21 protein-coding genes are annotated in these 22,483 nt (G+C 54.7%); 12 read left to right on the top strand and 9 right to left on the bottom strand.

The features are described 5' to 3' along the window. Nucleotides 1-69: 69 nt before the first annotated feature. From cyoE to INT20_RS09645, 6 genes are all read right to left on the bottom strand, one after another. Nucleotides 70-996, bottom strand: a complete 927-nt coding sequence (gene cyoE, locus INT20_RS09670; RefSeq protein ID WP_087108380.1) for a heme o synthase — start codon at nucleotides 994-996, stop codon at nucleotides 70-72. Beyond that, the gene (cyoD, locus tag INT20_RS09665; RefSeq protein ID WP_087108378.1) at nucleotides 954-1,277 is read right to left on the bottom strand and encodes a cytochrome o ubiquinol oxidase subunit IV; all 324 of its coding nucleotides are present in this window, start codon (nucleotides 1,275-1,277) and stop codon (nucleotides 954-956) included. Before cyoD ends, cyoE begins: the two co-directional genes overlap by 43 nt. Then, nucleotides 1,274-1,888, bottom strand: a complete 615-nt coding sequence (cyoC, locus tag INT20_RS09660) for a cytochrome o ubiquinol oxidase subunit III (protein ID WP_192526707.1) — start codon at nucleotides 1,886-1,888, stop codon at nucleotides 1,274-1,276. Before cyoC ends, cyoD begins: the two co-directional genes overlap by 4 nt. After that, complete coding sequence (cyoB, locus tag INT20_RS09655; RefSeq protein WP_192526706.1) at nucleotides 1,888-3,864, bottom strand: cytochrome o ubiquinol oxidase subunit I; 1,977 nt, start codon at nucleotides 3,862-3,864, stop codon at nucleotides 1,888-1,890. Before cyoB ends, cyoC begins: the two co-directional genes overlap by 1 nt. A gap of 2 nt (nucleotides 3,865-3,866) precedes the next feature. Then, a complete protein-coding gene (gene cyoA, locus INT20_RS09650; protein ID WP_192526705.1) occupies nucleotides 3,867-4,853 on the bottom strand; it encodes a ubiquinol oxidase subunit II in 987 nt (328 codons plus the stop codon). Between the two features lie 278 nt (nucleotides 4,854-5,131). Continuing rightward, nucleotides 5,132-5,923, bottom strand: a complete 792-nt coding sequence (locus INT20_RS09645; RefSeq protein WP_192526704.1) for a DeoR/GlpR family DNA-binding transcription regulator — start codon at nucleotides 5,921-5,923, stop codon at nucleotides 5,132-5,134. A 352-nt stretch (nucleotides 5,924-6,275) separates the two neighbouring features. Between INT20_RS09645 and INT20_RS09640 the strand changes: the two genes are divergently transcribed. The 8 genes from INT20_RS09640 (at nucleotide 6,276) to INT20_RS09605 (ending at nucleotide 14,503) form a co-directional block, all read left to right on the top strand. Continuing rightward, the gene (locus INT20_RS09640) at nucleotides 6,276-7,118 is read left to right on the top strand and encodes an outer membrane protein OmpK (RefSeq protein ID WP_407647898.1); all 843 of its coding nucleotides are present in this window, start codon (nucleotides 6,276-6,278) and stop codon (nucleotides 7,116-7,118) included. Between the two features lie 55 nt (nucleotides 7,119-7,173). Beyond that, a complete protein-coding gene (locus INT20_RS09635; protein ID WP_192526703.1) occupies nucleotides 7,174-8,457 on the top strand; it encodes a NupC/NupG family nucleoside CNT transporter in 1,284 nt (427 codons plus the stop codon). Nucleotides 8,458-8,543: 86 nt separating this feature from the next. After that, on the top strand, nucleotides 8,544-9,335 hold the full coding sequence (gene deoC / locus INT20_RS09630; protein ID WP_087108367.1) for a deoxyribose-phosphate aldolase: 792 nt from the start codon (nucleotides 8,544-8,546) through the stop codon (nucleotides 9,333-9,335). A gap of 1 nt (nucleotide 9,336) precedes the next feature. Continuing rightward, a complete protein-coding gene (gene deoA / locus INT20_RS09625; protein WP_192526702.1) occupies nucleotides 9,337-10,665 on the top strand; it encodes a thymidine phosphorylase in 1,329 nt (442 codons plus the stop codon). A gap of 27 nt (nucleotides 10,666-10,692) precedes the next feature. Then, nucleotides 10,693-11,937: a phosphopentomutase gene (locus INT20_RS09620; protein WP_193054001.1), complete on the top strand. Its 1,245-nt coding sequence runs from the start codon at nucleotides 10,693-10,695 to the stop codon at nucleotides 11,935-11,937. Nucleotides 11,938-11,969: 32 nt separating this feature from the next. After that, nucleotides 11,970-12,695 (top strand): purine-nucleoside phosphorylase, encoded by a 726-nt coding sequence (gene deoD / locus INT20_RS09615; RefSeq protein WP_193054000.1) that lies wholly within the window; start codon nucleotides 11,970-11,972, stop codon nucleotides 12,693-12,695. A gap of 60 nt (nucleotides 12,696-12,755) precedes the next feature. After that, nucleotides 12,756-13,163 carry a cytidine deaminase gene (gene cdd, locus INT20_RS09610; protein WP_018919042.1) on the top strand — a complete coding sequence of 136 codons (408 nt, stop codon included), beginning with the start codon at nucleotides 12,756-12,758 and terminating at the stop codon, nucleotides 13,161-13,163. A gap of 215 nt (nucleotides 13,164-13,378) precedes the next feature. Continuing rightward, complete coding sequence (locus tag INT20_RS09605) at nucleotides 13,379-14,503, top strand: aminotransferase class V-fold PLP-dependent enzyme (protein ID WP_193053999.1); 1,125 nt, start codon at nucleotides 13,379-13,381, stop codon at nucleotides 14,501-14,503. A gap of 113 nt (nucleotides 14,504-14,616) precedes the next feature. Here the strand turns inward: INT20_RS09605 and INT20_RS09600 are convergent, their stop codons facing one another. Beyond that, the gene (locus INT20_RS09600) at nucleotides 14,617-16,053 is read right to left on the bottom strand and encodes a hypothetical protein (protein ID WP_193053998.1); all 1,437 of its coding nucleotides are present in this window, start codon (nucleotides 16,051-16,053) and stop codon (nucleotides 14,617-14,619) included. Nucleotides 16,054-16,164: 111 nt separating this feature from the next. Between INT20_RS09600 and INT20_RS09595 the strand changes: the two genes are divergently transcribed. After that, on the top strand, nucleotides 16,165-17,235 hold the full coding sequence (locus INT20_RS09595) for a DnaJ domain-containing protein (protein ID WP_193054017.1): 1,071 nt from the start codon (nucleotides 16,165-16,167) through the stop codon (nucleotides 17,233-17,235). Nucleotides 17,236-17,287: 52 nt separating this feature from the next. Next, nucleotides 17,288-17,701 (top strand): hypothetical protein, encoded by a 414-nt coding sequence (locus INT20_RS09590; RefSeq protein ID WP_193053997.1) that lies wholly within the window; start codon nucleotides 17,288-17,290, stop codon nucleotides 17,699-17,701. Nucleotides 17,702-17,712: 11 nt separating this feature from the next. Here the strand turns inward: INT20_RS09590 and INT20_RS09585 are convergent, their stop codons facing one another. After that, nucleotides 17,713-20,064 (bottom strand): mechanosensitive ion channel family protein, encoded by a 2,352-nt coding sequence (locus INT20_RS09585; protein WP_193053996.1) that lies wholly within the window; start codon nucleotides 20,062-20,064, stop codon nucleotides 17,713-17,715. Nucleotides 20,065-20,193: 129 nt separating this feature from the next. Between INT20_RS09585 and INT20_RS09580 the strand changes: the two genes are divergently transcribed. Then, nucleotides 20,194-21,198: an amidoligase family protein gene (locus tag INT20_RS09580; protein ID WP_193053995.1), complete on the top strand. Its 1,005-nt coding sequence runs from the start codon at nucleotides 20,194-20,196 to the stop codon at nucleotides 21,196-21,198. A 58-nt stretch (nucleotides 21,199-21,256) separates the two neighbouring features. Further along, nucleotides 21,257-21,940 carry a gamma-glutamyl-gamma-aminobutyrate hydrolase family protein gene (locus tag INT20_RS09575; protein WP_087108347.1) on the top strand — a complete coding sequence of 228 codons (684 nt, stop codon included), beginning with the start codon at nucleotides 21,257-21,259 and terminating at the stop codon, nucleotides 21,938-21,940. Here the strand turns inward: INT20_RS09575 and tpx are convergent. Next, the gene (gene tpx / locus INT20_RS09570; RefSeq protein WP_087108345.1) at nucleotides 21,930-22,433 is read right to left on the bottom strand and encodes a thiol peroxidase; all 504 of its coding nucleotides are present in this window, start codon (nucleotides 22,431-22,433) and stop codon (nucleotides 21,930-21,932) included. The two genes, INT20_RS09575 and tpx, sit on opposite strands and share 11 nt — an antisense overlap. Nucleotides 22,434-22,483 lie beyond the last annotated feature (50 nt).

The following is a 22,483-nucleotide window of genomic DNA, read 5'->3' as shown; positions in this document are numbered from 1 at the left end:
AAGAAAAAGCCCCGGGCAGTTTAACTACCCGGGGCTTTTCTAATTCAACCACTTAGCGGTGTGGGTCAATCACGCCCACATTATTGGCACCATGGATTCCAACACAATCACCAGGCTCATCGCGGTGATGGTCAAAATCGAGACGCCAAATACGCGTTTGGCCCAGCGTACATCATCATCCAGCCGGTAGCCGCAAATCGCCAGGTAGAGCCAGTAGCCCCCCATGGTCAGTGCGACGCACAGGTAGCCAGTACCTGCCTTACTCGCCAGCACCAAAGCCAATGAGGCGGGAATAAACGCCACAATGTAGCCAAGGATGTGATGCTTTGCGCGCTTGATCCCGTGAACAACAGGCAGAACGGGAATCGAAGCGCGCTGGTAATCGGCATAGCGGAAAATCGCAATGGCATAGGAGTGCGGCATCTGCCAGAGGCAGAAGATCAACAGCAGAACCATCGCCCCACTGTCAAAGGTACCCGTCACGGCGCAGTACCCAATCACGGGCGGCATAGCGCCTGACAGGCTGCCTACTACCGTGCCGTATTCGGAGTTGCGCTTCATATAGAGGCTATACACCCCCACATACACGCCCCATCCGATAACAGCCAAGGCCACCGTCAACCCGTTGGTGCCCAATGCCAGGCAGACCACACCACTGATACCCAGAAACGCCGACAAGCCCAATGCTTGCGTGATAGAGACGCTTCCCCTAACCAGAGGACGATGGCGCGTGCGCGCCATCAGAGCATCAATATCCCTATCAATCACGTTGTTACAGGCACAGCCTGAGGCGATCACTAACGCGATCCCCAACATGACCGAAGCAAACGTCACCAGATCGAATTCACCGTGCGCGGCTAGAAAGTAGCCGCCAAGGGCGGCAATGAGATTGCCGCCAATGATTCCTGGTTTGGTTAGCTCAAGCAGATCGTGCCACCGATTGGGCATGCTGGTTAGCCGATCATCATGTTGAGATGTAGATGCTGCATGATCCACAGCGAACCTCCTACCACTAGGCCGAGAATCAGCACCGTAAAGACGAAGGAAAGCATGTTCCAGCCATCTTCAGTCTTGAAGTCCAAGTGCATGAACATCACAAGCTGAACCAGCACCTGCAAAACGGCCGTCACAGTGATGATTCCCACGTTCACGGGTAAGCTGAACGAACCCAGCATAACCGCGCCAAATGGAATGACAGTCAGGACTAACGACAGCACAAGACCCGTTACATAGGACTTTACGGTGCCGTGACCGGACGGTTGGCTAGAAGAACTCATACCAGCACTCCCATCAAGTAGACGAAGGAGAAGACACAGATCCAGACGATATCCAGGAAGTGCCAGAACAAGCTCAAGCACAGGATACGCGGACGCGTTTTATCATTCAGGCCCTTGGTCGACAACTGAACCAGCATGACCAGAATCCAGATCATACCGAAGGTCACGTGCAGACCGTGGGTACCTACCAGTGTAAAGAACGCTGACAGGAAGGCGCTGCGGTCTGGGCCGAAACCTTCATGGATCAGGTGATAGAATTCATAGATCTCCATCCCCAGGAACATCAGGCCCAGCACGAACGTAATGCCCAGCCACATTTTCACCTGGCCGACGCGATTGGCATTCATTGCCAGAACGCCCATGCCGAAGGTGAAACTACTGATCAGCAGTGCAAAGGTGCCGAAGAGAATCAAAGGTAGTTCAAAAATATCCGCGCCGGTCGGCCCACCTGCCGTGCCCCTCATGAGCACGGCGTAGGTGGCGAATAGTGTTCCGAAGATCACTAAGTCGCTCATTAGGTAGACCCAGAAACCAAATACCTTGGTAGGACCGGCATCGTGGTGCTCATGCTCTTCAGCATGGGCATCGTGATGTAGGGATTCAGTAGCCATTACGCCTGGGCCTCCACACGTTGTTGATGAGCACGTTCGATTCGCTCGACCTCTGCAGCAGGCACGTAGTAATCGATATCGTCGTTAGATACCCGCATCAGGAAGCTCACCAGCATGCCGATTGCACTGAACCCAGCCAGCCACCAGATGTGCCATACCATGGCGAAACCAAAGATCATCGCAAAGACACTGATGACGGGGCCGGCCACCGTGTTCCTCGGCATATGGATATCCGTGTAAGGCGCATCGTTCAACTGCTCGTTGCCACGCTGCTTTTGTGACCAGAAGCTGTCGATATCACCAACGACGGGCAGGCGCGCAAAGTTGTAGAACGGAGGCGGTGAAGAGGTTGCCCACTCCAGCGTACGGGCATCCCATGGGTCGCCGGTCACATCAGCATACTTATCGCGGTTACGCACGCTTACGTAGAACTGAATGAGCGTACAAGCGATACCCGCAGCAATCAGCAGTGCACCGACCAAGGCAACGATAAACCAGGGCTGCCATTCAGCGTTCGGGTAAGAGTTCATGCGGCGCACAGCACCGTAGAAGCTCAGTACGTATAGCGGCATGAAGGCCACGTAGAAACCTGACACCCAGAACCAGAACGAGCGCTTGCCCCACTTCTCGTCAAGCGTGAAGCCAAAGGCTTTCGGGAACCAGTAGGTCAGACCCGCCATCATGCCGAAGACCACGCCACCAACGATAACGTTATGGAAGTGGGCAATAACGAACAGACTGTTGTGCAGCACGAAGTTTGCCGCCGGCAGCGCCAGCATAACGCCTGTCATACCACCGAGGACGAAGGTGATAATAAAACCCAGCGTCCAGAGGGTCGGCGAGGTCATTTCCAAGCGTCCACGGAAGATAGTGAACAGCCAGTTAAAGACTTTCACCCCAGTCGGTATGGCGATGATCATTGTCATGATGCCGAAGAAGGCATTGACGTTGGCACCTGCGCCCATGGTAAAGAAGTGGTGCAACCAAACGATGAATGACAGGATCGTGATCGCGATCGTTGCCCATACCATGGTGTGGTAACCGAACAGACGCTTGCGTGCAAAGGTCGCGATAACTTCTGAAAACACACCGAAGGCCGGCAGAATCAGAATATAAACCTCAGGGTGACCCCACGCCCAGATAAGGTTGACGTACATCATCATGTTGCCGCCCATATCGTTCGTGAAGAAATTCATCCCCAGGTAACGATCCAGCGTCAGCATGGCAATAGTAGCGGTCAAAATCGGGAAAGAGGCAATGATCAGTACGTTGGCGCACAGCGACGTCCAGGTAAAGATCGGCATGCGGAACATGGTCATGCCCTTGGTACGCATTTTCAGGATAGTAACGAAGAAGTTAATACCCGTTAACGTGGTACCTATCCCGGATATCTGCAACGCCCATATCCAGTAATCGACCCCTACCCCGGGGCTGTACTCTATCCCCGATAACGGCGCATAAGCCAACCAACCAGTGGTAGCGAACTCACCCACGAACAGAGAAATGTTAACCAGTAGAGCAGAAACCGCGAACAGCCAGAAACTCAGGTTGTTCAGGAACGGGAACGCAACATCGCGCGCACCGATCTGCAACGGAACAACCAGGTTCATCAGGCCGATAACCATAGGCATGGCCACGAAGAAGATCATGATAACGCCGTGGGCGGTAAAGATCTGGTCGTAGTGGTCAGGCGGCAAAATGCCTGTCGAACCGCCTGCGGCTATCGCCTGCTGTACACGCATCATCAGGGCATCAGCAAAACCGCGCAGCAGCATGATAAGCGCCACGATGAAATACATGATACCGAGCTTTTTATGGTCAACGGAGGTGAACCACTCGTTCCATAGCCAGCCCCACTTACGGAAATAGGTCAACGCGCCTAACAACGCCGCGCCGCCTAGAATCCCCACGAGACCCGCAAGAACCAGAATGGGTTCGTGAAGGGGAATTGCTTCTAGGGTTAATTTACCGAACACGGTTACTCTCCCGCCTCATTGCTCACAGGTTGGCCTTCTTCAGCCTCGCCACTCGCTTGGTTGTCGGTCGTTTGATAGGCTTCATTGCTATCGATAGCTGGTGCGCGGGGCGCATCTTGAGTGTCGGTTTCAGGATCGCTGCCAGTATGGAAGCTGGAGACCAGACGCTCATAGAACTCAGGTGTAACACTTGCGAAGTACTCAACGGGGTTGAACGAAGAGCGCTCAGCCAATTGTGAGTAGCCTTCTGGGTAGGTCAGCGTTTGTGGTGACTGCCGAACCTCTTCTACCCACGCATCAAAGTCTTCATCTGATGTCGCGTGAGCATCGAAGATCATTCCAGAGAAACCTGCACCGCTATAGTTGGTCGAACGACCGCTATAGGTACCGATCTCATTAGCTTCGAGATAAACGTCATTATCCATTCCTGCCATGGCATAAATCTGGCTGCCTAGTCGAGGAATGAAAAAAGAGTTCATCACCGAACCGGAGCTCACTCGGAAACGGACGGGCGTATCAACCGGGAATGCCACTTCATTTACCGTTGCAATACCTTGCTCGGGATAAATGAACAGCCATTTCCAATCAAGTGCCACGGCCTGGATTTCAAGCTCAGGAGTATCACTTTCAAGTGCGCGATGGGGGTCAAGGTCGTGTGAACTTTTCCAGGTAATTACGCCCAAAATAGCGACGATTACGACAGGAACCAGCCAAACAATGGCCTCGATCCAGTTGGAGTGCGCCCAATCAGGTAGGTATTCAGCCATCGTATTGCTACGGCGATAGTACCAGCCAAACACTATCGTCATAACAATAACGGGGATGACCACGATCAGCATCAAGCCAAATGAACTCAGGATCAGTGAACGCTGGGTTTCACCAACGACACCTTTTGGGTCCATTAAGGCCGAGCTACAGCCTGCAAGCAGCAAGCATAGCGCAATGAGCACCAGAGTGCCTGACCTGCGCCAGTAGGAAGGTTGTTGCATGGTGCGATCTCGTCAGAGTTGCGTTACAAAACTAGCCGTCAAACAGCAAGCCAAACGATATGCCATATGTCAGCTAACTAACACCCCATACCCTTCCCAAAACACTCTGCCAGAGGTACTGCCTGTGCTCCGGGAAAAATATGCGCTACCGGGATTGGAAGCAGGTAGCGGATTGAACCGACATCCTAACATGAAGGAGGCCCGCTCTAACCGACGTATCTTCCTTTGATCCAAGCAACGAATCAAAGCGACGATTTGACGCACCTGGCCGTAACTTCCTAACACGATTGCTCAAAAGAAGATGGAACAGGAAGGTGGGTAAGCACACGCCCCGTAAAATGGGTAAATAACGCGGGCGCAGCGCCCTCATTAGTCACAACAATGTCAAAATCGTTCAATGACGCGAAATAGGCGGGGCGAATCATGCCGATTTTACTCGCGTCGATCACTAATAAGCGCTGCGAAGCACAGGCAATAGCCGCCTGCTTGGGGGCTACTTCATGAAAGTGAAAACAGCTAACGCCACGCGTGCAATCAACCCCAGCAGCTGAAATAAATGCCTTATTGATACCGATACGCTCAATGGCAGCGCGCATATCATCGCTGCCAAACGATTGTGATGACGCATAAAACAGCCCGCCCAATAGCACCAAACGCACATTGGGTAGAGCCGACACCGCCGTGGCGACATTTAACGCATAGGTCACCACCGTTAGCTCATGAAAATTCCCCAGCTGCCCCAAAAGAGGCACCAGCGTTGAGCCGCAATCAATAAATAGCGTATCGCCCTCTTCAATAAAGCTTGCGGCCCGCTTGCAGAGCAAGTGCTTTAACGGATAGTCGTTGGCTTGCTGCTCCGCCAAATCGTACGCAGGAGTGCTACTTGGGTAACTTGCCATTACCAACCTTCCGCCCAGCAGCGCTAACGCAGAAGGCTGCGTTGAAAGGTCGCGGCGTATGGTCATTTCTGAAACACCGCATAAACTAGCGGCGTCACGTAAATGCAACGTACCACCACCGGCAAGCGTTTCCTGAAGCAATGCCAACCGTTGGGCGCTACGGTCGTTCATACCAGACGTCTCCTCAATACCGTTATTATTCACTTTATAATATGTCGTGTATGGCTCGTGCCATGACCACTGTTATCCAACGGCGTACTTATATCCAACGGCGTACTTAGCCTATGGCCGTGACGTTAAAGCCACAAGCTTAACGTCTGGAACATGCAAGCCTGGCCTTAGACGTTCGGTTAACTCCATGCCTTCCTGCGACACCCCGATAGAGGCATCCAAGAAGCGGTGGTTTGAGTTTATTGCAAATGGGCGTTAAAAAAATAACATGCAATGTTATAATTATAACATTTTCGCCAGCCCACATAATTCTAACGACGGCCAAACTGTGGCAATCCCTCTTGAGGCTTACATGACTGCTCCGATCTCAATGCGTACTTTTTCATTCACTACCAGCGTTGGCGTTTTAGCCGCTGGCTTGGCACTGGCAACACCAGCAATAGCTGCCGATGCGCCGCACCAACCGACGACACCTCTTTGGTCCTTTGCCAATGTCTCGGTTAACTACCTCGACTGGTCTAACGGTACCGAACGTCGCACGGCCTCCAACGCGGCAAAAAGCGACTTCACCTACGTAGAGATAGAAGGCGGTGCGGGCTTTAGCTGGGGCGAGTTCTACGGTTTCTTTGATTTCGAAAACCCGACCAACGACCGGTTCGATGAATCAAGCGGCGGTAAAGATAACTTCCGCACGGCAGGCAAGGTAACGTCACACATTTATCTGGGGGATACCCCGCTGTCGCTCTACGCTCACGTGTACGACTTCCGTGACTACGGCTATAACAGCCGCGAACAAGACCAAATCCTGGGCCTGGGCTACCGCACAACATTCGCCAACGGCTTATGGTTTAAACCCTTTATTGGCGCAGCACGCGTTCAGAGCGAAAGCTATACTGGCATGAATGGCTACATGGCGGGCTGGGTCGCGGGCTATGACTTCGCCGCCCTTAATCAAAACTTCAGCGTCACCAACTGGCACGAGCAAACGTTTGGCCGCGACAGTGACTACCTGGAACAGAACTATGTAGATGGCAAAGCCGGAAGCGTAGGCACCAACGGTGCGCTGAGCCTTTGGTGGCACCCCAGCGATTTGATCACAACGGGCGTTCAGTATCGCTACTCGGAGAATAAGCTCGGCACGCCGAATGCTTATCAAAACGCGATGATTTACTCTGTCAAGCTCAACATACTTTAAACAGGCTCAACTTAACTTTAAACGAGCCCCCCTAGCGGACTCAAAGGATTCCCATATGACACTCCTTATGAGCTTGGTTGGCATGGTCACTCTGGTGGCCATCGCTCTGATTTTTTCTTACGACCGTAAGTCAATTCGCTTGCGTACCGTGCTGGGCGCTTTTGGTATCCAGGCAGCCATCGGGGCGTTTGTCCTCTATGTGCCGTTTGGACAAACCTTTTTGCAAACCATTTCCATGGGAGTAAGCCAGGTACTGGTTTATGCCAACGACGGTATTGGCTTTCTGTTTGGTGGTCTGGCTGATGTTGATAATGTTGGCTTTATCTTCGCGATCAAGGTCCTGCCGGTCATTATCTTCTTCTCCTCGCTGATCGCCGTGCTTTACTACATGGGCATCATGCAGTGGGTGATTCGTATTCTGGGTGGCGGGCTGCAAAAAGCACTCGGCACATCGCGTACGGAGTCGCTTTCTGCGACAGCCAATATCTTCGTAGGCCAAACCGAAGCGCCGCTGGTGGTACGTCCGTTTATTGCTCGCATGACGCCCTCGCAGCTGTTTGCCGTTATGTGTGGCGGCCTTGCTTCAGTAGCGGGTTCAGTACTTGCCGGTTACGCACAGCTGGGCATTCCCATGGAGTATCTGGTTGCTGCGTCGTTTATGGCAGCCCCGGGTGGTCTGCTTTTCGCCAAGTTGATCATGCCGGAAACCCAGGATGCGACTGACAGCGACAGCATCTCTAAAGTCGAGGAAGAGCTTCAAGAGCAGGAAAACAAACCCGCCAACGTGCTGGATGCTGCGGCCTCGGGCGCCACCTCTGGCCTGATGCTGGCGGCCAATGTTGGCGCCATGCTGCTGGCCTTTATTGCCTTGATCGCACTGATCAACGGCATTTTAGGAGGCGTTGGCGGCTGGTTTGGATTTGAGTCGCTGAGCCTTGAAATGATCCTGGGCTGGCTGTTTGCCCCGCTGGCTTTCATGCTGGGCGTGCCATGGGCTGAAGCCACCGTTGCTGGCTCCTTTATTGGCCAGAAGCTAGTGGTTAATGAGTTCGTCGCCTTTATTAACCTGGCCCCCTACATTGATGGGGAGCAGGTGGTTGCCGCGACGGGTCAATTAATGACTCCCCATACCACGGCCTTCTTGTCTTTCGCCCTGTGCGGCTTTGCCAACCTGTCTTCAATCGCTATTTTGTTGGGCGGTTTAGGCAGTATTGCGCCGAGCCGTCGCGCTGAAATTGCCCGCTTTGGGGGCAAAGCCGTTCTGGCCGGTACACTGTCCAATTTAATGTCAGCCACCATTGCTGGCTTCTTCATCTCGCTGAGCAGTATTACGACCTAACGCAGCGAGTACGACACCATGCAACGGGCGCTGCTGTTTTATCTCGCAGTGCCCGTTTTGTCTTTTATCAATTTTGTGAGAATCCAATGACCGCGACAGCCTCTCCCCACGTCATCCAGGCCGCCCGCCAAGCGCTGAGCTTAATGGATTTGACCAGCCTGAATGACAGCGACACCGACGGCACGATTGAAGCGCTTTGCCAGCAGCTTAAAACGCCTCACGGTAATCCGGCGGCCGTCTGCGTATATCCGCAGTTTATTGTTACCGCTCAGCGTGCGCTGACCGCCCACAAACTCAACGAGCTGGTAAAAATCGCGACCGTTACCAACTTCCCTAATGGCGGCGATGACATTATGGCGGCTGCCCGTGAAACCCGTGACGCAGTTGCCTCCGGCGCCCACGAAGTCGATGTGGTGTTCCCCTACCGCACGCTGATGGCAGGTGACGAAGAAACCGGCCTTGAGCTGGTTGAAATGTGTAAAGCCGCCTGCGCAGATCAGGCCCAGTTAAAAGTCATTATCGAATCAGGCGAACTCAAAGACCCAGCACTTATCAAACGTGCTAGCGAGCTTGCTATTGAAGGCGGCGCCGACTTTATTAAAACGTCTACCGGCAAAGTGGCCACCAACGCCACGCTGGAAGCCGCCGAAATTATGCTGAACGCGATTAAGGCAAGCGGCAAAGACGTTGGCTTTAAAGCCGCAGGCGGCGTGCGCACCACAGAAGAAGCCGCTGAGTACCTGGCGCTGGCAAGCAACATCATGGGCAGTGCATGGATTACACCGGCACATTTTCGCTTTGGCGCATCCAGTCTTTTAGCCAATTTATTAAACACACTGGGCGGCGTAGAAAGCGCAGCACCACAGGAAGGCTACTAATATGCTCCCGCAGGAATTAATTCGCGAAAAACGTGATGGCAACCCGCTGGCAGCTGCGGATATCAAAACGTTTATTCAAGGCATTGCCGATGACCGCATCAGCGACGCTCAGATTGGCGCCTTCACCATGGCGGTATTTCTTAACGGCATGAGCCGTGAGGAAGTCGTAGCCCTAACCACCGCCACGCGTGACTCGGGTCACGTGATGCAGTGGGACTCACTCAACCTGCCCGGCCCAGTGGTAGATAAGCACTCCACCGGCGGCGTGGGTGATCTGGTGTCTCTGGTGCTCGGCCCGTGGGTCGCTGCCTGTGGCGCGTTTGTTCCCATGATTTCAGGCCGTGGCCTGGGCCACACCGGCGGCACGCTGGACAAGCTTGAATCGATTCCCGGCTACGACCCTTACCCTGCCCCTGAGCGCTTCAGCGACGTGGTGAAATCTACCGGTGTGGCGATCATCGGCCAGACCGGCAACCTGGCACCGGCGGATAAGCGCATTTACGGCGTGCGTGACGTCACCGCCACGGTTGAGTCCATTCCGCTGATTACCGCCTCCATTCTGGGTAAAAAGCTTGCCTCTGGCCTTGATGCGCTGGTCATGGATGTCAAAGTCGGCAGTGGCGCGTTTATGCCCACCACCGAAAAATCCCACGAGCTTGCCAAAAGTATCGCCACGGTGGCCACCCAGGCCGGTACGCCGACGACCGCACTTCTCACCGACATGAGCCAGCCGCTGGCACCGTGCGCGGGCAACGCGGTTGAAATCGTCGAGACGCTGGAACTGCTGCGCGGTGAGCGCCCGAACAGCCGCGTAATGCAGGTTACCCGTGAACTGGCCGTGGAAATGCTCATGGCGGGCAAACTGGCGAAAAGCCGTGAAGATGCCCTAAGCCAGCTTGAAAAAGCCCTGACCTCGGGTGCCGCCGCCGAAGTATTCGCACGCATGGTACGTGAGCTGGGCGGCCCGGGTGACTTTATGGAGCGCTCAGACAGCTACCTTGCCAAAGCCAACGTGGTCAAACCCGTGTATGCCGAGCAGTCGGGCAATGTGTTGCGCATCGATACTCGCGCAGTAGGCATGAGCGTGGTGGAACTGGGCGGTGGTCGCCTGCGTAACGATGCCAGTATCGATCATAGCGTGGGCTTTAGTGCGATTGCCGAACTGGGCGCCCAGGTGGATAACCAGCAGCCGCTGGCCTTCGTTCACGCACGTAGCGATGAAGCAGCTGACCGCGCCGCTGCCCAGCTGCGTGCAGCGATCACTATTGGCACGGGTGAAGCAACGATTGATTCACTGCTCCAGGAAACCTATCGCGGTGAAGCGCTTTAATTAGCACCATCTGACGAGGAAAACGCCATGAAACGTGCAATTGTGCTGGTACTAGACTCCTTCGGCATCGGCAGCGCCGCCGATGCCGCCGCCTTCGGCGATGAAGGCTCGGACACCCTGGGCCATATCGCTGCCGCCTGCGCGCGTGGCGACGCCGATACGGCTGAGCGCTCGGGCCCCTTGAAGTTGCCTAACATGGCCAAGCTTGGCCTGTTTCACGCCCACCGGGATAGCACCGGCACGGTTGCCGAAGGCGTTGCTCTGCCCGAGGTGCTTGAAGGCGCCTACGCGCACGCTCAGGAAATTTCCAGCGGCAAGGACACCCCGTCCGGCCACTGGGAAATCGCTGGCGTGCCGGTGCGTTTTGATTGGGGCTACTTCAGCGACAAGGCTGAAAGCTTTCCACAAGAGCTACTGGACAAGATTGTTCAGGCAGCCGACCTGCCCGGCGTGATCGGCAACTGCCATGCTTCAGGCACCGAGATCATCGCCCGGCTGGGTGATGAGCATGTGCAAACCGGCAAACCGATTGTGTATACCTCAGCGGATTCGGTCTTCCAGATTGCCGCCCACGAGGAGCACTTTGGCCTGGATCGCCTTTACGCGCTGTGCGAAACCGTGCGTGAGCTGCTGGAGCCTTACAATATCGGCCGGGTAATTGCCCGCCCGTTTATAGGTGAAGACAGCGCAAGCTTTGCGCGTACCGGTAACCGTCGCGATTACAGCATAGAGCCGCCTTCGCCCACGGTACTGCAAAAGCTCGCCGATGCCGGTGGTGAAATGGTATCGATTGGCAAGATTGCCGATATCTACGCCCACTGCGGCATTACCCACAAGGTCAAAGCCAGCGGCCACGATGCACTGATGGACGCGACGTTGGGTGAAGTGGCGCGCACCGCTGCTGAAACCAGCGACCGCCCGACCATGATCATGACCAACTTTGTCGATTTCGACTCGGTCTACGGTCATCGCCGTGACGTGCCGGGCTACGCGGCCGCCCTTGAGCACTTTGACGCTCGCCTGCCGGAGCTGCTGGCTGCGTTGAACAGTGACGATCTGCTGATTCTTACCGCGGATCACGGCTGCGACCCAAGCTGGGAAGGTACTGAGCACACGCGCGAATACGTTCCTGTGATGGTCAGCGGCGCTGGGTTCGTGCCTGGGCCGATGGGCGCGCGCGATACGTTTGCCGATATTGGCCAGACACTGGCGGATTACTTCGCCCTTCCCGCAATGGACGATGGCAAAAGCTTTCTATCGTATGCTGCCTGATGACGCTATTTAACAAGACATAAGGAAACCACATGGCTACTCCGCATATTAATGCTGAACAGGGTGATTTCGCGGATACGGTGTTGATGCCCGGCGACCCGCTGCGCGCCAAGTTCATTGCCGAAACTTACCTTGATGACGTGCGTCAGGTGAACGACGTGCGTGGCATGCTGGGCTATACCGGCACCTATAAAGGCCGCAAAATTTCCGTGATGGGCCACGGCATGGGTATTCCATCGGTCTCTATTTACGCCAAAGAGCTGATTACCGATTACGGCGTGACGTCGATTATTCGCGTAGGCTCCTGCGGCGCAGTACGCGACGACGTTAACGTTCGTGATGTGGTGATCGGCATGGGTGCGTGCACGGATTCCAAGGTGAACCGCATGCGCTTTAACGACCACGACTTTGCCGCGATTGCGGATTTTGAGCTGACAAGCCACGCCGTAGCCGCCGCCAAAGCGCAAAACGTGCCGGTGAAAGTGGGCAACATTTTCTCCGCCGATCTGTTTTACAACCCGCAGACCGATATGGCCGAGCTGATGAAGCGCTACGGCATTGTAGGCGTTGAGATGGAAGCGGCTGGCCTTTACGGCGTTGCCGCCGAGTTCGGTGCCCGCGCACTGACCATCTGCACCGTATCGGATCATATCTTGAAAGGTGAAGCGCTCTCCAGCGCCGATCGTCAAACGACGTTCAACGATATGATGATCATCGCGCTGGATACCGTCCTGCGTGATGACGCCGCCAACGCCTAAGTGGGTCACAATGCCCAAGTGGTTCACAATGCCTAAGTGGGTTAAACCGAGGAATCATCCATGAGCCAAGCAGACTCCGCGCTGGTCAACACACTGCTTGATGCACTGAACAATGCCTATGTCCCTTACTCCGACCACCCGGTGGCATCCATCATGGAGTGCCCGGACGGCCAGCAGTTTGTAGGCGCTAACGTCGAAGTTGCTCACTACAAGGGGCTTTGTGCAGAAGCATCGGCCATTAGTGCGATGGTAACCGCTGGCCAGCGCGAGCTTGCCAAGGTGTATGTAATGGGGCCAGGCGAGCACCTGTGCACGCCCTGCGGGGATTGCCGTCAGCGTATTCGTGAGTTCGCTACCCCCGATACGCAAATCATGGTTATCTCCCGCCAGGGTGAGGTGCTCAAAACCTACACCATGGAAACATTACTGCCGGACGCCTTTGGCCCCGAGCAATTGCCTCAACGCTAGGCCGCATTCATTACTGCGGTTAGCCGCATCAGGCTGGTTGTCACTCTGCCGCCGTCTTCATGACGGCGGTTTTTTATTGCCTTACGAACCACACTGCCAGCACTGGCCTCGCCTAACAATTCCTCGTACTCTATTTCCTCGGGCTCTAATTCCTCAAACCCTGTAAGGCAATTTATCTCGCGTGAACTGTACGCTTACTCATTAAGGAGAACGCCATGGCGGCCCTACTGCCCAACGTTGATCCCACCGGACTGCTTGAATACTCGGTGGTGTATACCGACCGTTCGCTCAATCACATGTCGCAGCAGTTTCAAGGCGTCATGCGCGATATTTCGACCACGCTGAAAGAGGTCTATAACGCCCATGCAACGGCCATTGTTCCCGGTAGCGGGACGTTTGGCATGGAAGCGGTCGCACGTCAGTTCGCCCTGGACCAGAAAACCCTGGTGATTCGTAACGGCTGGTTTAGCTACCGCTGGACGCAAATTATCGAGATGGGCCGTTTAACCGACCAACACACAGTGCTCAAAGCACGCCGCATGACGGCTGATGACCCGCAGTCGCCGTTTATGCCTGTACCTGCGGAAGAAACCGCCGAGCGTATCCGCCAGGAAAAACCCGCTGTGGTGTTTGCCCCCCAGGTAGAAACCTCTGCGGGTTTACTGCTGCCCGACGATTATATTCGCACCGTGGCACAAGCGACGCGTGAGGTGGGTGGCCTGTTTGTGCTGGACGCCATTGCCGCAGGCACCCTGTGGGTGGATATGCAGGATTTGGGCATCGATGTGGTGGTCAGCGCACCGCAAAAAGGCTGGAGCGGCTCACCCTGCTGCGCCATGGTCATGCTTTCTGAGCGCGCCACACAGCGCTTAAGCGAAACGCAAAGCAATAGCTTTGCCTGCGATTTAGCCAAATGGCACGCGATCATGCAGGCCTACGAAAACGGTGGACATGCCTACCACGCCACCATGCCAACGGATGCCTTGCGCCAGCTGCGCGATATCATGCAGGAGACTCGTGAATACGGCTTTGCCAAGGTGAAGCAAGAGCAGCAGGCGATTGGTCAGGGCGTTCGGGACATGCTCGCACGCCACGGGTTTATCAGTGTCGCCGCCAACGGCTTCGAAGCGCCGGGTGTCGTGGTCAGCTACACCGAGGACGCCGGGCTTGTCGGCAAGTTTGCCCAAGCAGGCGTTCAAGTGGCGGGCGGTGTGCCCTTAATGTGCGATGAAGGTGATAACTTCCAGACCTTTCGTATCGGCCTGTTTGGGCTGGATAAACTGCATCACACTAAACGCAGCGTGGACAACCTGGAAAAGGCCCTTGATTCATTCAATTAATCAGCCGTTACACAGTGCTTAACGCTGACTATATCCGCTCAGAGGCGTCTTTTCGGGCGCCTCTGAGTGAATCGCCTGCAGCTGGCTGGCACTCGTATGCGCAGAGGCTGCACTTAAGGACTGAGCTCACTGGATGTGCCTTCTGAGACGCCACTTTCAGCAACTTTTTCGACATCGACAATGCCCGAACGACTAACCACCACCTTCCAACGCGCCAGGTAAGGGGCATCTTCACTGCCGGTTTCGCGCACCACCAGGTTGAACAAATGGCGCCGTTCAACGCTTTCACGTACGGCCTGGCCATCTTTTAACCGAAAGATATGATGCTTCTCTTTGCTCATTAAGCGGGTCAGCATCAAGAGATCAATATACAGCGTCTCTCGCGTATGCTCGTAACCACTCAAAAACCGCGTGGGCGACATACGCGAACTGGAGCGGTAATGCAGCACATCCTCTTCCCGCTCAGCCACGGTCCGTCTTCGCATCTGTTTGATGTCTTCATTCAGGGCGGTGTAGCGCTTGTAATCAAACCATTCAAGCTGACGCCCCACCAGTGCATTACGCGTGGGGTCAACATATTGGCGACGCCATTTTGGCCGCCCCCGACGCAGCAGGCGCCAAAGCGTATTGCGCAGGTCGTCCTTAAACACTTCACGCAAGGCATACAGCAGCGCCATGGCAAGCACAAACAGCGCCGTAATATCGCCAACGACTTCGCGTACGCGCAATACTCCCAGCGTGACACAGGCCATTACCAGTGCGGTTGCCAACGCTTTTACAGCTTTTTGCTCACCGCCGCCTAACTCCAGCGCCTCCTGCTTCAAGGTAATCGGATATTCAATCAAGCGTCGTAGCAAGCGCATTTTATTCGACATGCGTGTCGGGTCTTCCATCACACGCTCTGAGTTGTACTTCTGTTCGCGTCGATACTCACTTTCACGTTCGCAAACATTGATAAACTGGCGCTTGATATCACTAAACTCGCCACCTCTTGGCATATAGGCCACTAGTGACAGCAGCTGCTGCTCAGTAAACCAGGAGAGATAGTTATCAATATTGGCAAAATATTTGTATAAACGCTCATCCGTGGGTTGATTGCGGCGCATCTTCCTTAAAATGCTTTCGCTGAGCTTCTGCATTTCATTCAGTTGCTCACACAGCTCTTCTCTTAGCGTCTGCACATCGCTGGACTCTTTTTGCCGTTCGCTACGCAGTTTGCGCTCACGGACCAGCATTTTTTGAGTCGTCCGCTCCATGGCAGTCACATACTGATACGCATAAAGACTTAAGCTTAATCGGTAGGATTCGCTGCCCAACTGATTACGGCTGGCGAGCCGGCTATGCACTAGCGGCAGGTGGTAGGCATCGCTATAGTACGTCCGCGAGACACTAATGGATGAGTGATAAAATGCCTCTTCCGAGATGACGTGAGCATTTAAACCCAGCTCGCCAGGTACAAAAAGATAGACGTCAAGCCTATGCGATGTCTCTTCCTTGAGCCGCCGTGTAAGGCGTAGCTGGTAGCTATTTTTACGCTCGACGTTAATCACCTGGTCAATCTCCTACTTCATTGCCTTGAGCGATGATATACCATGACACCAATTGTCATGGTGGTCCGCTTCATGCGGGAATGGTTTACTTTTACCCTTTGGAGCCTGGGAATGCCCATTGCCCGTTTCTCCCCCTTTGAGCTGCTGCTACTGCAAAGCCGCAGCCAAGTGGATACGGCAAAGCTACTGCTGTTGGCCTGGATATTGGTACACCGCCAACACGTTTCAGAAGGTCAACGGCGACGCCGTTTGGCCCAGGTGTGTGCGCACTTTCGTCATGGGCATGAACTGGCGCCAGTCATGCATATTGCGCGGCAGCGCGACCTCAAGGCTATTCAGCTTGCCGCTGAAGTCATTCGCAAGGAGTGCTCTGAAGAGCATAGCCTTGGCGTCATGCATCAAGCCATCACAGTGGCAACCGACAATGGCGACCTTTCTCTGTCGAACCATTATATATTGCGGTTCGTGGCAGATTTGCTCAATGTGCTGCCCACAACACTTGGCACGCTATTTAAAGAGCTTACAGGACGCGCGCTCGCTCTGCCGGAAGATCCCAGCCGCGACGCCTATTGGCGTGTCCATGACGCTGACTATTACGCGCAGCAAGCACGCAAGGCTGAAGAGGCTGCCCGCCAGGCCCGCGAAGCGCAGGAAAAAGCCGAACAGCAGGAAAAAAGGCGCCAGGAAGAAGAGGCCCAACGCGCGCATTCGAAAGCCCAGGAAAAGGCCGAACGTGAGAGAGCCCGCAGCGACAAGTCTCGTGACGACAAAGCGCGTAAAGACCAAGCGCGCAACGAAAAGGCTCGACAGCAGCAGGAACATGCTCGGCGCAAAAAAGAGGAGCGTGAGCGCGCAAAACGCCAGCAACAAAACTCGAAAAGCGGTTCGCAAAAAGGCTCACAGCAGGGCTCATACCAAGGTTCACGCCAAGGCTATCAGCACAGCCATCAACAGCGCTCGTCCACACCGCCGCCACCTGATCGCACCACCCGCGCTTTGGCGGTACTGGAATTATCACCTGGCGTTACCCAAGCAGAAGTGCGCCGTGCCTACCGGCGCATGGCACAGCTACACCATCCGGATCGCTTCTATACCCAAAGTGAACATCAAATTGCCCTTGCTTCAGCACGTTTTCAACGTATAAAAAGCGCCTATGATTACTTGATGCAAACCTATCGGTAAAATAGGCACACTCTCTGGTGTTAACCTCCAACCTTAAAAGAACAATGCACCTATGCGGGATTTGTACCAACGCCTTAACGTTCCACCCCAAGCAAACAATGAAGAGCTACAGCAAGCCGTTGCTCGCTGCCCCAACAGCGCTTTGCGCCAGGATGCGGAAGCCGCATTCGCCGTCGCCAAGCGGCGTGCAGACTACGATAAGCTGCACGCCACGCTGAGCGACATTGGGCAGCTGCGTACTCAGCTTGGGCTAACCCACGGTGCCCATTGGCAGGATGATGTTGCCAACGATTTTTCAGTACCGCCTGACGAGATAGTTTCCCGTCACGATAAATTGGTCGACCGCGTCAGCCACGTCGTAAAACTCTACAACCGTTGGCGTGGCTTGCGCGGCGCTTGGCTACTCATTGCGATTTTCACCATCGGTACAGGCCTGGGGATTGCGCTGGGACTCACCTTGAGCTAGACGATTGCGGCTTAAGGTGAGCCGCGATACGTCCTCCCCTCATCACGCTCTATCTCTGCTTGAGTAGGCTGCGGGGCGGGCTTGGGCGGTGCAGGCTTTTTATTGGCCTCGTGCTCACCCGTTGTGGCTTCCCCATTATCAAGCGATAGGTCGGTGCCTCCGGTCGGCTCCATATGGTCTTCTGAGCGCGCTTCCATGCTGACACTTAGACGCGGCACACCCAAATCGATGGACTGCGCTTCCATCCGTTGTTTAAGCAGTAGATTAAAGGCCCGCGAAACATCCCATTGCATTTCAGGAGCGGTCCGAAAGCGCATGCGCAAGATAGGGCAGCCCTCTTCAAATCCCTGGACCCCCTGCATTTCAAGCGGCGACCAGATGTAATGACGCATCATCGGGTCATTGCGCAGCTCCTGGGCGGTTTCCTGCATTAGCGTAATGGCATCATCAATTTTCATATCATAGGGAATGCGTATCCGCATTAGCGCAATACCAAACTGACGCGACATATTGTGGATCGATTCAATACGACTGAAGGTAATAATATGTACCACGCCATCCAGGTCGCGTAACCGCACGGTACGCAGAGTCAGCCCTTCTACCGTTCCCATATGGTTGTTGATGCGCACAAAATCATCTACCGCCAACGAATCTTCAATCAGAATAAAGATGCCGGTAATCAAATCCTGAACCAACGTCTGTGCGCCAAAACCTATCGCCAAGCCGATCACACCGGCACCCGCCAGCAGCGGTGTCACGTTCACCCCCAGGTTAGCCAGCCCGACAATAAACGCGATAATCAAAATGGCGACAAAGATCACGTTGCGAATCATCGGCGTAATGGTTTGCGCCCGCGCCTGGTTAACCCGCCGACCCCGAGCGCGGCCCGAGGAAGTCAGCGCCCGCTGAATGGCCGTGTCGGCAAATATCCACACCAACCATGCCAACAAAATTGTCGCCCCCAGGCTAACCAGCGCTTGGCCGATACGCGTACTGGCCACCGCTTCTTGACCTAGCCCAAACAGCGATCCTCCCCACACTTGCATGGAGAGTTCAGCAAATACCATCCATGAACAGATATGCGCCAACACAAACCCAAAGCGCTCGAGGCGTTTTCGGTACTGGCTAAAGCGCCGACGGCGACGCTTACTCAAGCGCTCGGATTGACGGCGTATCAACCCGGTAACCACCAGGGTAAGTACCAGCAAGCTCGCAGAAATTATCGAACGTGCCAGCGCGGTCCCGACATCGCCCACGGTGATAAAAATAGCCAATAACGAGCCGCCCACCAGTAGCAGTGCCGGGATATGCCATAAGCCGCCCAGGGTACGAACCATCTCAACGGCCGTGCTGGCCTCCCGGCGCTGCTTATAGGGCCGATTACAAATGAGATGGCGTACTGGCTGCTTGAACTTGATAATAAAGCGCGCAGCCAGCAGCGCGGCCAGCATATTGGACAGCATCGAGACAAGGCTTGAGAGTTCGGTCCCCAGTAGATCCACCAGGCGCGCTGAATTTACCGCATCGCCCAAAGCGATCAACGCCCCGATCACAAACAGCCCACGCAGTGCCTGCTGCTGCAACAGCTGCACAGCGGTAAAGCGGTGCCCTCGACTAAAGAAGGCAATGACGGTCTCGAACACTACCGATAACGCACGCCCAAACAGGCAGACATACGCAATAACCAACACCACCGTGCGCCCAGGGCTGTAGGGCAGCAGTTGGGCAATGCCCAGGATAATCGCAAAGGCCAGTGCCCAAGGCAGCATGCGGCGTAGAAAATGCGCCGCCAGCAGCCACGCCTTGGGGTCACGAGGCAAATCCAGGGGCCACTCTCGGCGCGTCGCAACCAAGCGGCCAAAGGCAATCATCAGTACCAGCAGCGTGACCCAGATAATCCCCATCACTGCGCCGTCAACAACTTCGCGGATCGCCTGCCCACGGTCCGTGCCAGCATTTAAGGCACGCAGATCAGCGGCCCCTTGCACCAGTTGCCGTGACCACTCATCAATCGGTGAGTTGCCTGCTTGGGCCTGCTCACCGAGATCCGTTAGCGTGTCGGCAAGCGCGCCCAGCAGCCCTTGGCGTACGATGCCTTCCTCTTGAGTAGCATCCGTTGTTACCTGTAGCTCGCGCAGCGAGTTAAGCAGCGCCGTACGCTGCTCTTCATTGTCGAGCATGGCGATAACATCATTCAGCGAGCGTTGGAATTCATCACTGCTGACCTCTTCTTCCTGGTTCGGCTCATTTCCACTTAAACCGGAAAGCGAGACGACCTGGGCCTGAACCTGAGCCGCCATTACGCTGACCAGTACCGTTAACGCAATGTAAATGGCAGTGTTAATTATCCAGTGCTGTCGCACACCATGCTCCTAAAATGGATTCAAAAATGACACCGCGCCTACTCCCTCTCGCCTCCCGGAATCCGCTCAGCCTACCTGCGCGACTATGATAGGCTGATGGTCTAAACGTTCACCTCACAGGATGCCGAGATGACGCTGCAAGCTCCCCCAAACCGGTTAAATAGCGACGGTAAGGTACGCCGTGTGGGCATTGAGATCGAATTTGCCGGCTTGCCACCCCACGACACGGCATTAGTGGTCCGCGATCTGTTTAAAGGTGAGCTTAACGTGGTAAGCCCCCACCGGCTACTGGTTGAGGGAACCCGCTGGGGTGTATTTGGCATTGAGCTTGACACCCAGTATGCCCACCCCGATCAGGCATTGCTTGAAGAGCAGGCCAACCAGGATAGCGAATGGGAGCGGCATCGGCACCAGCGCCGCCTGGAATTTCACCAAAAGACCCGCGAATTTATTGGCGACATGGTAACAGGCCTGGTGCCCACCGAGCTTATTTGTCCGCCGGTGCCGTGGAATGAACTTGAAGAGCTGGATACTATTTTTCAGGCATTACGCGACCAGGGTGCAAAAGGCACGGATGCTAGCCTGCTGTATGGTTTTGGTTTGCACCTTAATTTGGAGGTAGCGCGTCTGGACGTTGACTACCTGCTGGCGGTGCTGCGTGCTTATCTCTTGCTGGCCCATTGGCTGCGCGATGAGATCAAAGTGGATATCACCCGTGAAGTGTTGCCCCATGCTAATCCTTTCCCCAAGGAGTACGCATTAAAGGTGCTGGATAGGCGCTACCAACCAGACCTTGCATCGTTTATTAACGATTACCTGCACTATAACGCCACGCGAAATCGTGAGTTTGACCTACTGCCATTATTTGCATATTTGTGTCCAGAGCATCCTCACGCGCTGCTGCATACCAAACTTATAAAGCCGCGTCCCGCGTTTCATTACCGATTACCCAATACACAGCTCTCTCAGCCAGGCTGGGGGGCAGTAGTGGAATGGAACCGCTGGGTTGAAGTGGAACAACTCGCGGCGGACACTCCGCGTCTTCAAACACGCTGTGATGAATATATCGCCAAGCAAAATCGACCGTTCATGATGCGCTTAAAAGACAAACTGACAACGTGGATGCGCCGTTAAGACAGCGTTCCATGTCAGCAGCACGGCTATTTTTGACGACTCAAGAGAACCTATCTGAATGCAACGGCCGCTTATTGGAATTACCACCTCGGATTATAAAAGCCACCTTGCCTGGTGGTTTGACTGGTTTGCCGTATGGCGGCATGGCGGAAAACCCTTACGGCTATCCCCTTCCCGCCCGTTGCCAGCGTATCTGGATGGGTTAATTATTGGCGGTGGCGATGATATTCAGGCGACCCTTTACGGCGGTGAACTCCAGTTGGATGTACGTCTTGACCCAGCACGCGACGCCCTAGAACTTGCCTTGCTCGAACGATTCATTCCCTTAAACACACCCGTTTTGGGTATTTGCCGAGGTGCGCAATTAATCAACGTGCATTTAGGCGGCACGCTGGACCCCGATATTTACACCACCCACGAAGGCTTAAAACGTCGACGCACGGTACTTCCCCGTAAGACGGTCGATATCGTGGGGGCAAGCCAACTGTATCAACTACTCGGCGTCACCTGGTGCCGGGTAAATAGCCTTCATCATCAGGCCGTTAACCAAGCGGGCCAAGGGATAGAGATTGTCGCGCGTGACCGTGATGGCCTGGTGCAAGGCATCGAATCGCGCGAACATGATTTTTTAATCGGGGTTCAATGGCACCCCGAATGGCTGATATTTAATCGCCCCCAGCAACGCCTGATTAGTGCGCTGCTGGAGGCCGCTAAACGTTGTCAGCAGTCAGCTACGCCGTAAGTACGGCCAGCGCCGCATCGTAGTTCGGTTCGTTTTTAATTTCACTGACCAGCTCGCTATGCAGTACGCGATTATCGCTATCCAGCACCACCACGGCACGTGCACATAAGCCCTCCATAGGGTTATTACGCAGCGCGACACCCCAGGCTTCTAAAAACTCGGGATGGCGGAAGGTGGAAAGCGTTTTAACATTGTCCAACCCTTCCGCACCGCAAAATCGCTGAGCGGCAAAGGGCAAATCAGCTGACACCACCAACACCACGGTATCGTCCAAATTAGAAGCAAGCTCATTAAAACGCCGTGTCGACATGGCGCAGGTCGGCGTGTCGACGCTGGGAATTATATTGAGGACTTTCCGCTTGCCTGCGTAGGTATCCAGCGTTACGTCTTGAAGATTGCCATCGGTTAATACCATCTCTGGCGCGGCTTGATCAACGGAAGGTATTACCCCGGCGACATCCATCGGTTCACCGGCACGCGTCACGTGTTGCATTGTCATCTCCTTATTAAAGCTTAATGAGCAGGATCGCTCATTATTGGCGT

This window comes from Halomonas citrativorans, from assembly GCF_014898005.1.
GTDB classification, from domain to species: domain Bacteria; phylum Pseudomonadota; class Gammaproteobacteria; order Pseudomonadales; family Halomonadaceae; genus Vreelandella; species Vreelandella citrativorans.
This window is presented reverse-complemented; position numbering and strand designations above follow the sequence as displayed.

Bases quoted from the DNA above. Each gene is read 5' to 3' on its own strand.
- cyoD (WP_087108378.1), bottom strand. From the start codon at position 1,277: ATGAGTTCTTCTAGCCAACCGTCCGGTCACGGCACCGTAAAGTCCTAT.
- cyoC (WP_192526707.1), bottom strand. From the start codon at position 1,888: ATGGCTACTGAATCCCTACATCACGATGCCCATGCTGAAGAGCATGAG.
- cyoA (WP_192526705.1), bottom strand. From the start codon at position 4,853: ATGCAACAACCTTCCTACTGGCGCAGGTCAGGCACTCTGGTGCTCATT.
- INT20_RS09645 (WP_192526704.1), bottom strand. From the start codon at position 5,923: ATGAACGACCGTAGCGCCCAACGGTTGGCATTGCTTCAGGAAACGCTT.
- INT20_RS09640 (WP_407647898.1), top strand. From the start codon at position 6,276: ATGACTGCTCCGATCTCAATGCGTACTTTTTCATTCACTACCAGCGTT.
- INT20_RS09635 (WP_192526703.1), top strand. From the start codon at position 7,174: ATGACACTCCTTATGAGCTTGGTTGGCATGGTCACTCTGGTGGCCATC.
- deoC (WP_087108367.1), top strand. From the start codon at position 8,544: ATGACCGCGACAGCCTCTCCCCACGTCATCCAGGCCGCCCGCCAAGCG.
- deoA (WP_192526702.1), top strand. From the start codon at position 9,337: ATGCTCCCGCAGGAATTAATTCGCGAAAAACGTGATGGCAACCCGCTG.
- INT20_RS09620 (WP_193054001.1), top strand. From the start codon at position 10,693: ATGAAACGTGCAATTGTGCTGGTACTAGACTCCTTCGGCATCGGCAGC.
- deoD (WP_193054000.1), top strand. From the start codon at position 11,970: ATGGCTACTCCGCATATTAATGCTGAACAGGGTGATTTCGCGGATACG.
- cdd (WP_018919042.1), top strand. From the start codon at position 12,756: ATGAGCCAAGCAGACTCCGCGCTGGTCAACACACTGCTTGATGCACTG.
- INT20_RS09605 (WP_193053999.1), top strand. From the start codon at position 13,379: ATGGCGGCCCTACTGCCCAACGTTGATCCCACCGGACTGCTTGAATAC.
- INT20_RS09595 (WP_193054017.1), top strand. From the start codon at position 16,165: ATGCCCATTGCCCGTTTCTCCCCCTTTGAGCTGCTGCTACTGCAAAGC.
- INT20_RS09590 (WP_193053997.1), top strand. From the start codon at position 17,288: ATGCGGGATTTGTACCAACGCCTTAACGTTCCACCCCAAGCAAACAAT.
- INT20_RS09580 (WP_193053995.1), top strand. From the start codon at position 20,194: ATGACGCTGCAAGCTCCCCCAAACCGGTTAAATAGCGACGGTAAGGTA.
- INT20_RS09575 (WP_087108347.1), top strand. From the start codon at position 21,257: ATGCAACGGCCGCTTATTGGAATTACCACCTCGGATTATAAAAGCCAC.
- tpx (WP_087108345.1), bottom strand. From the start codon at position 22,433: ATGCAACACGTGACGCGTGCCGGTGAACCGATGGATGTCGCCGGGGTA.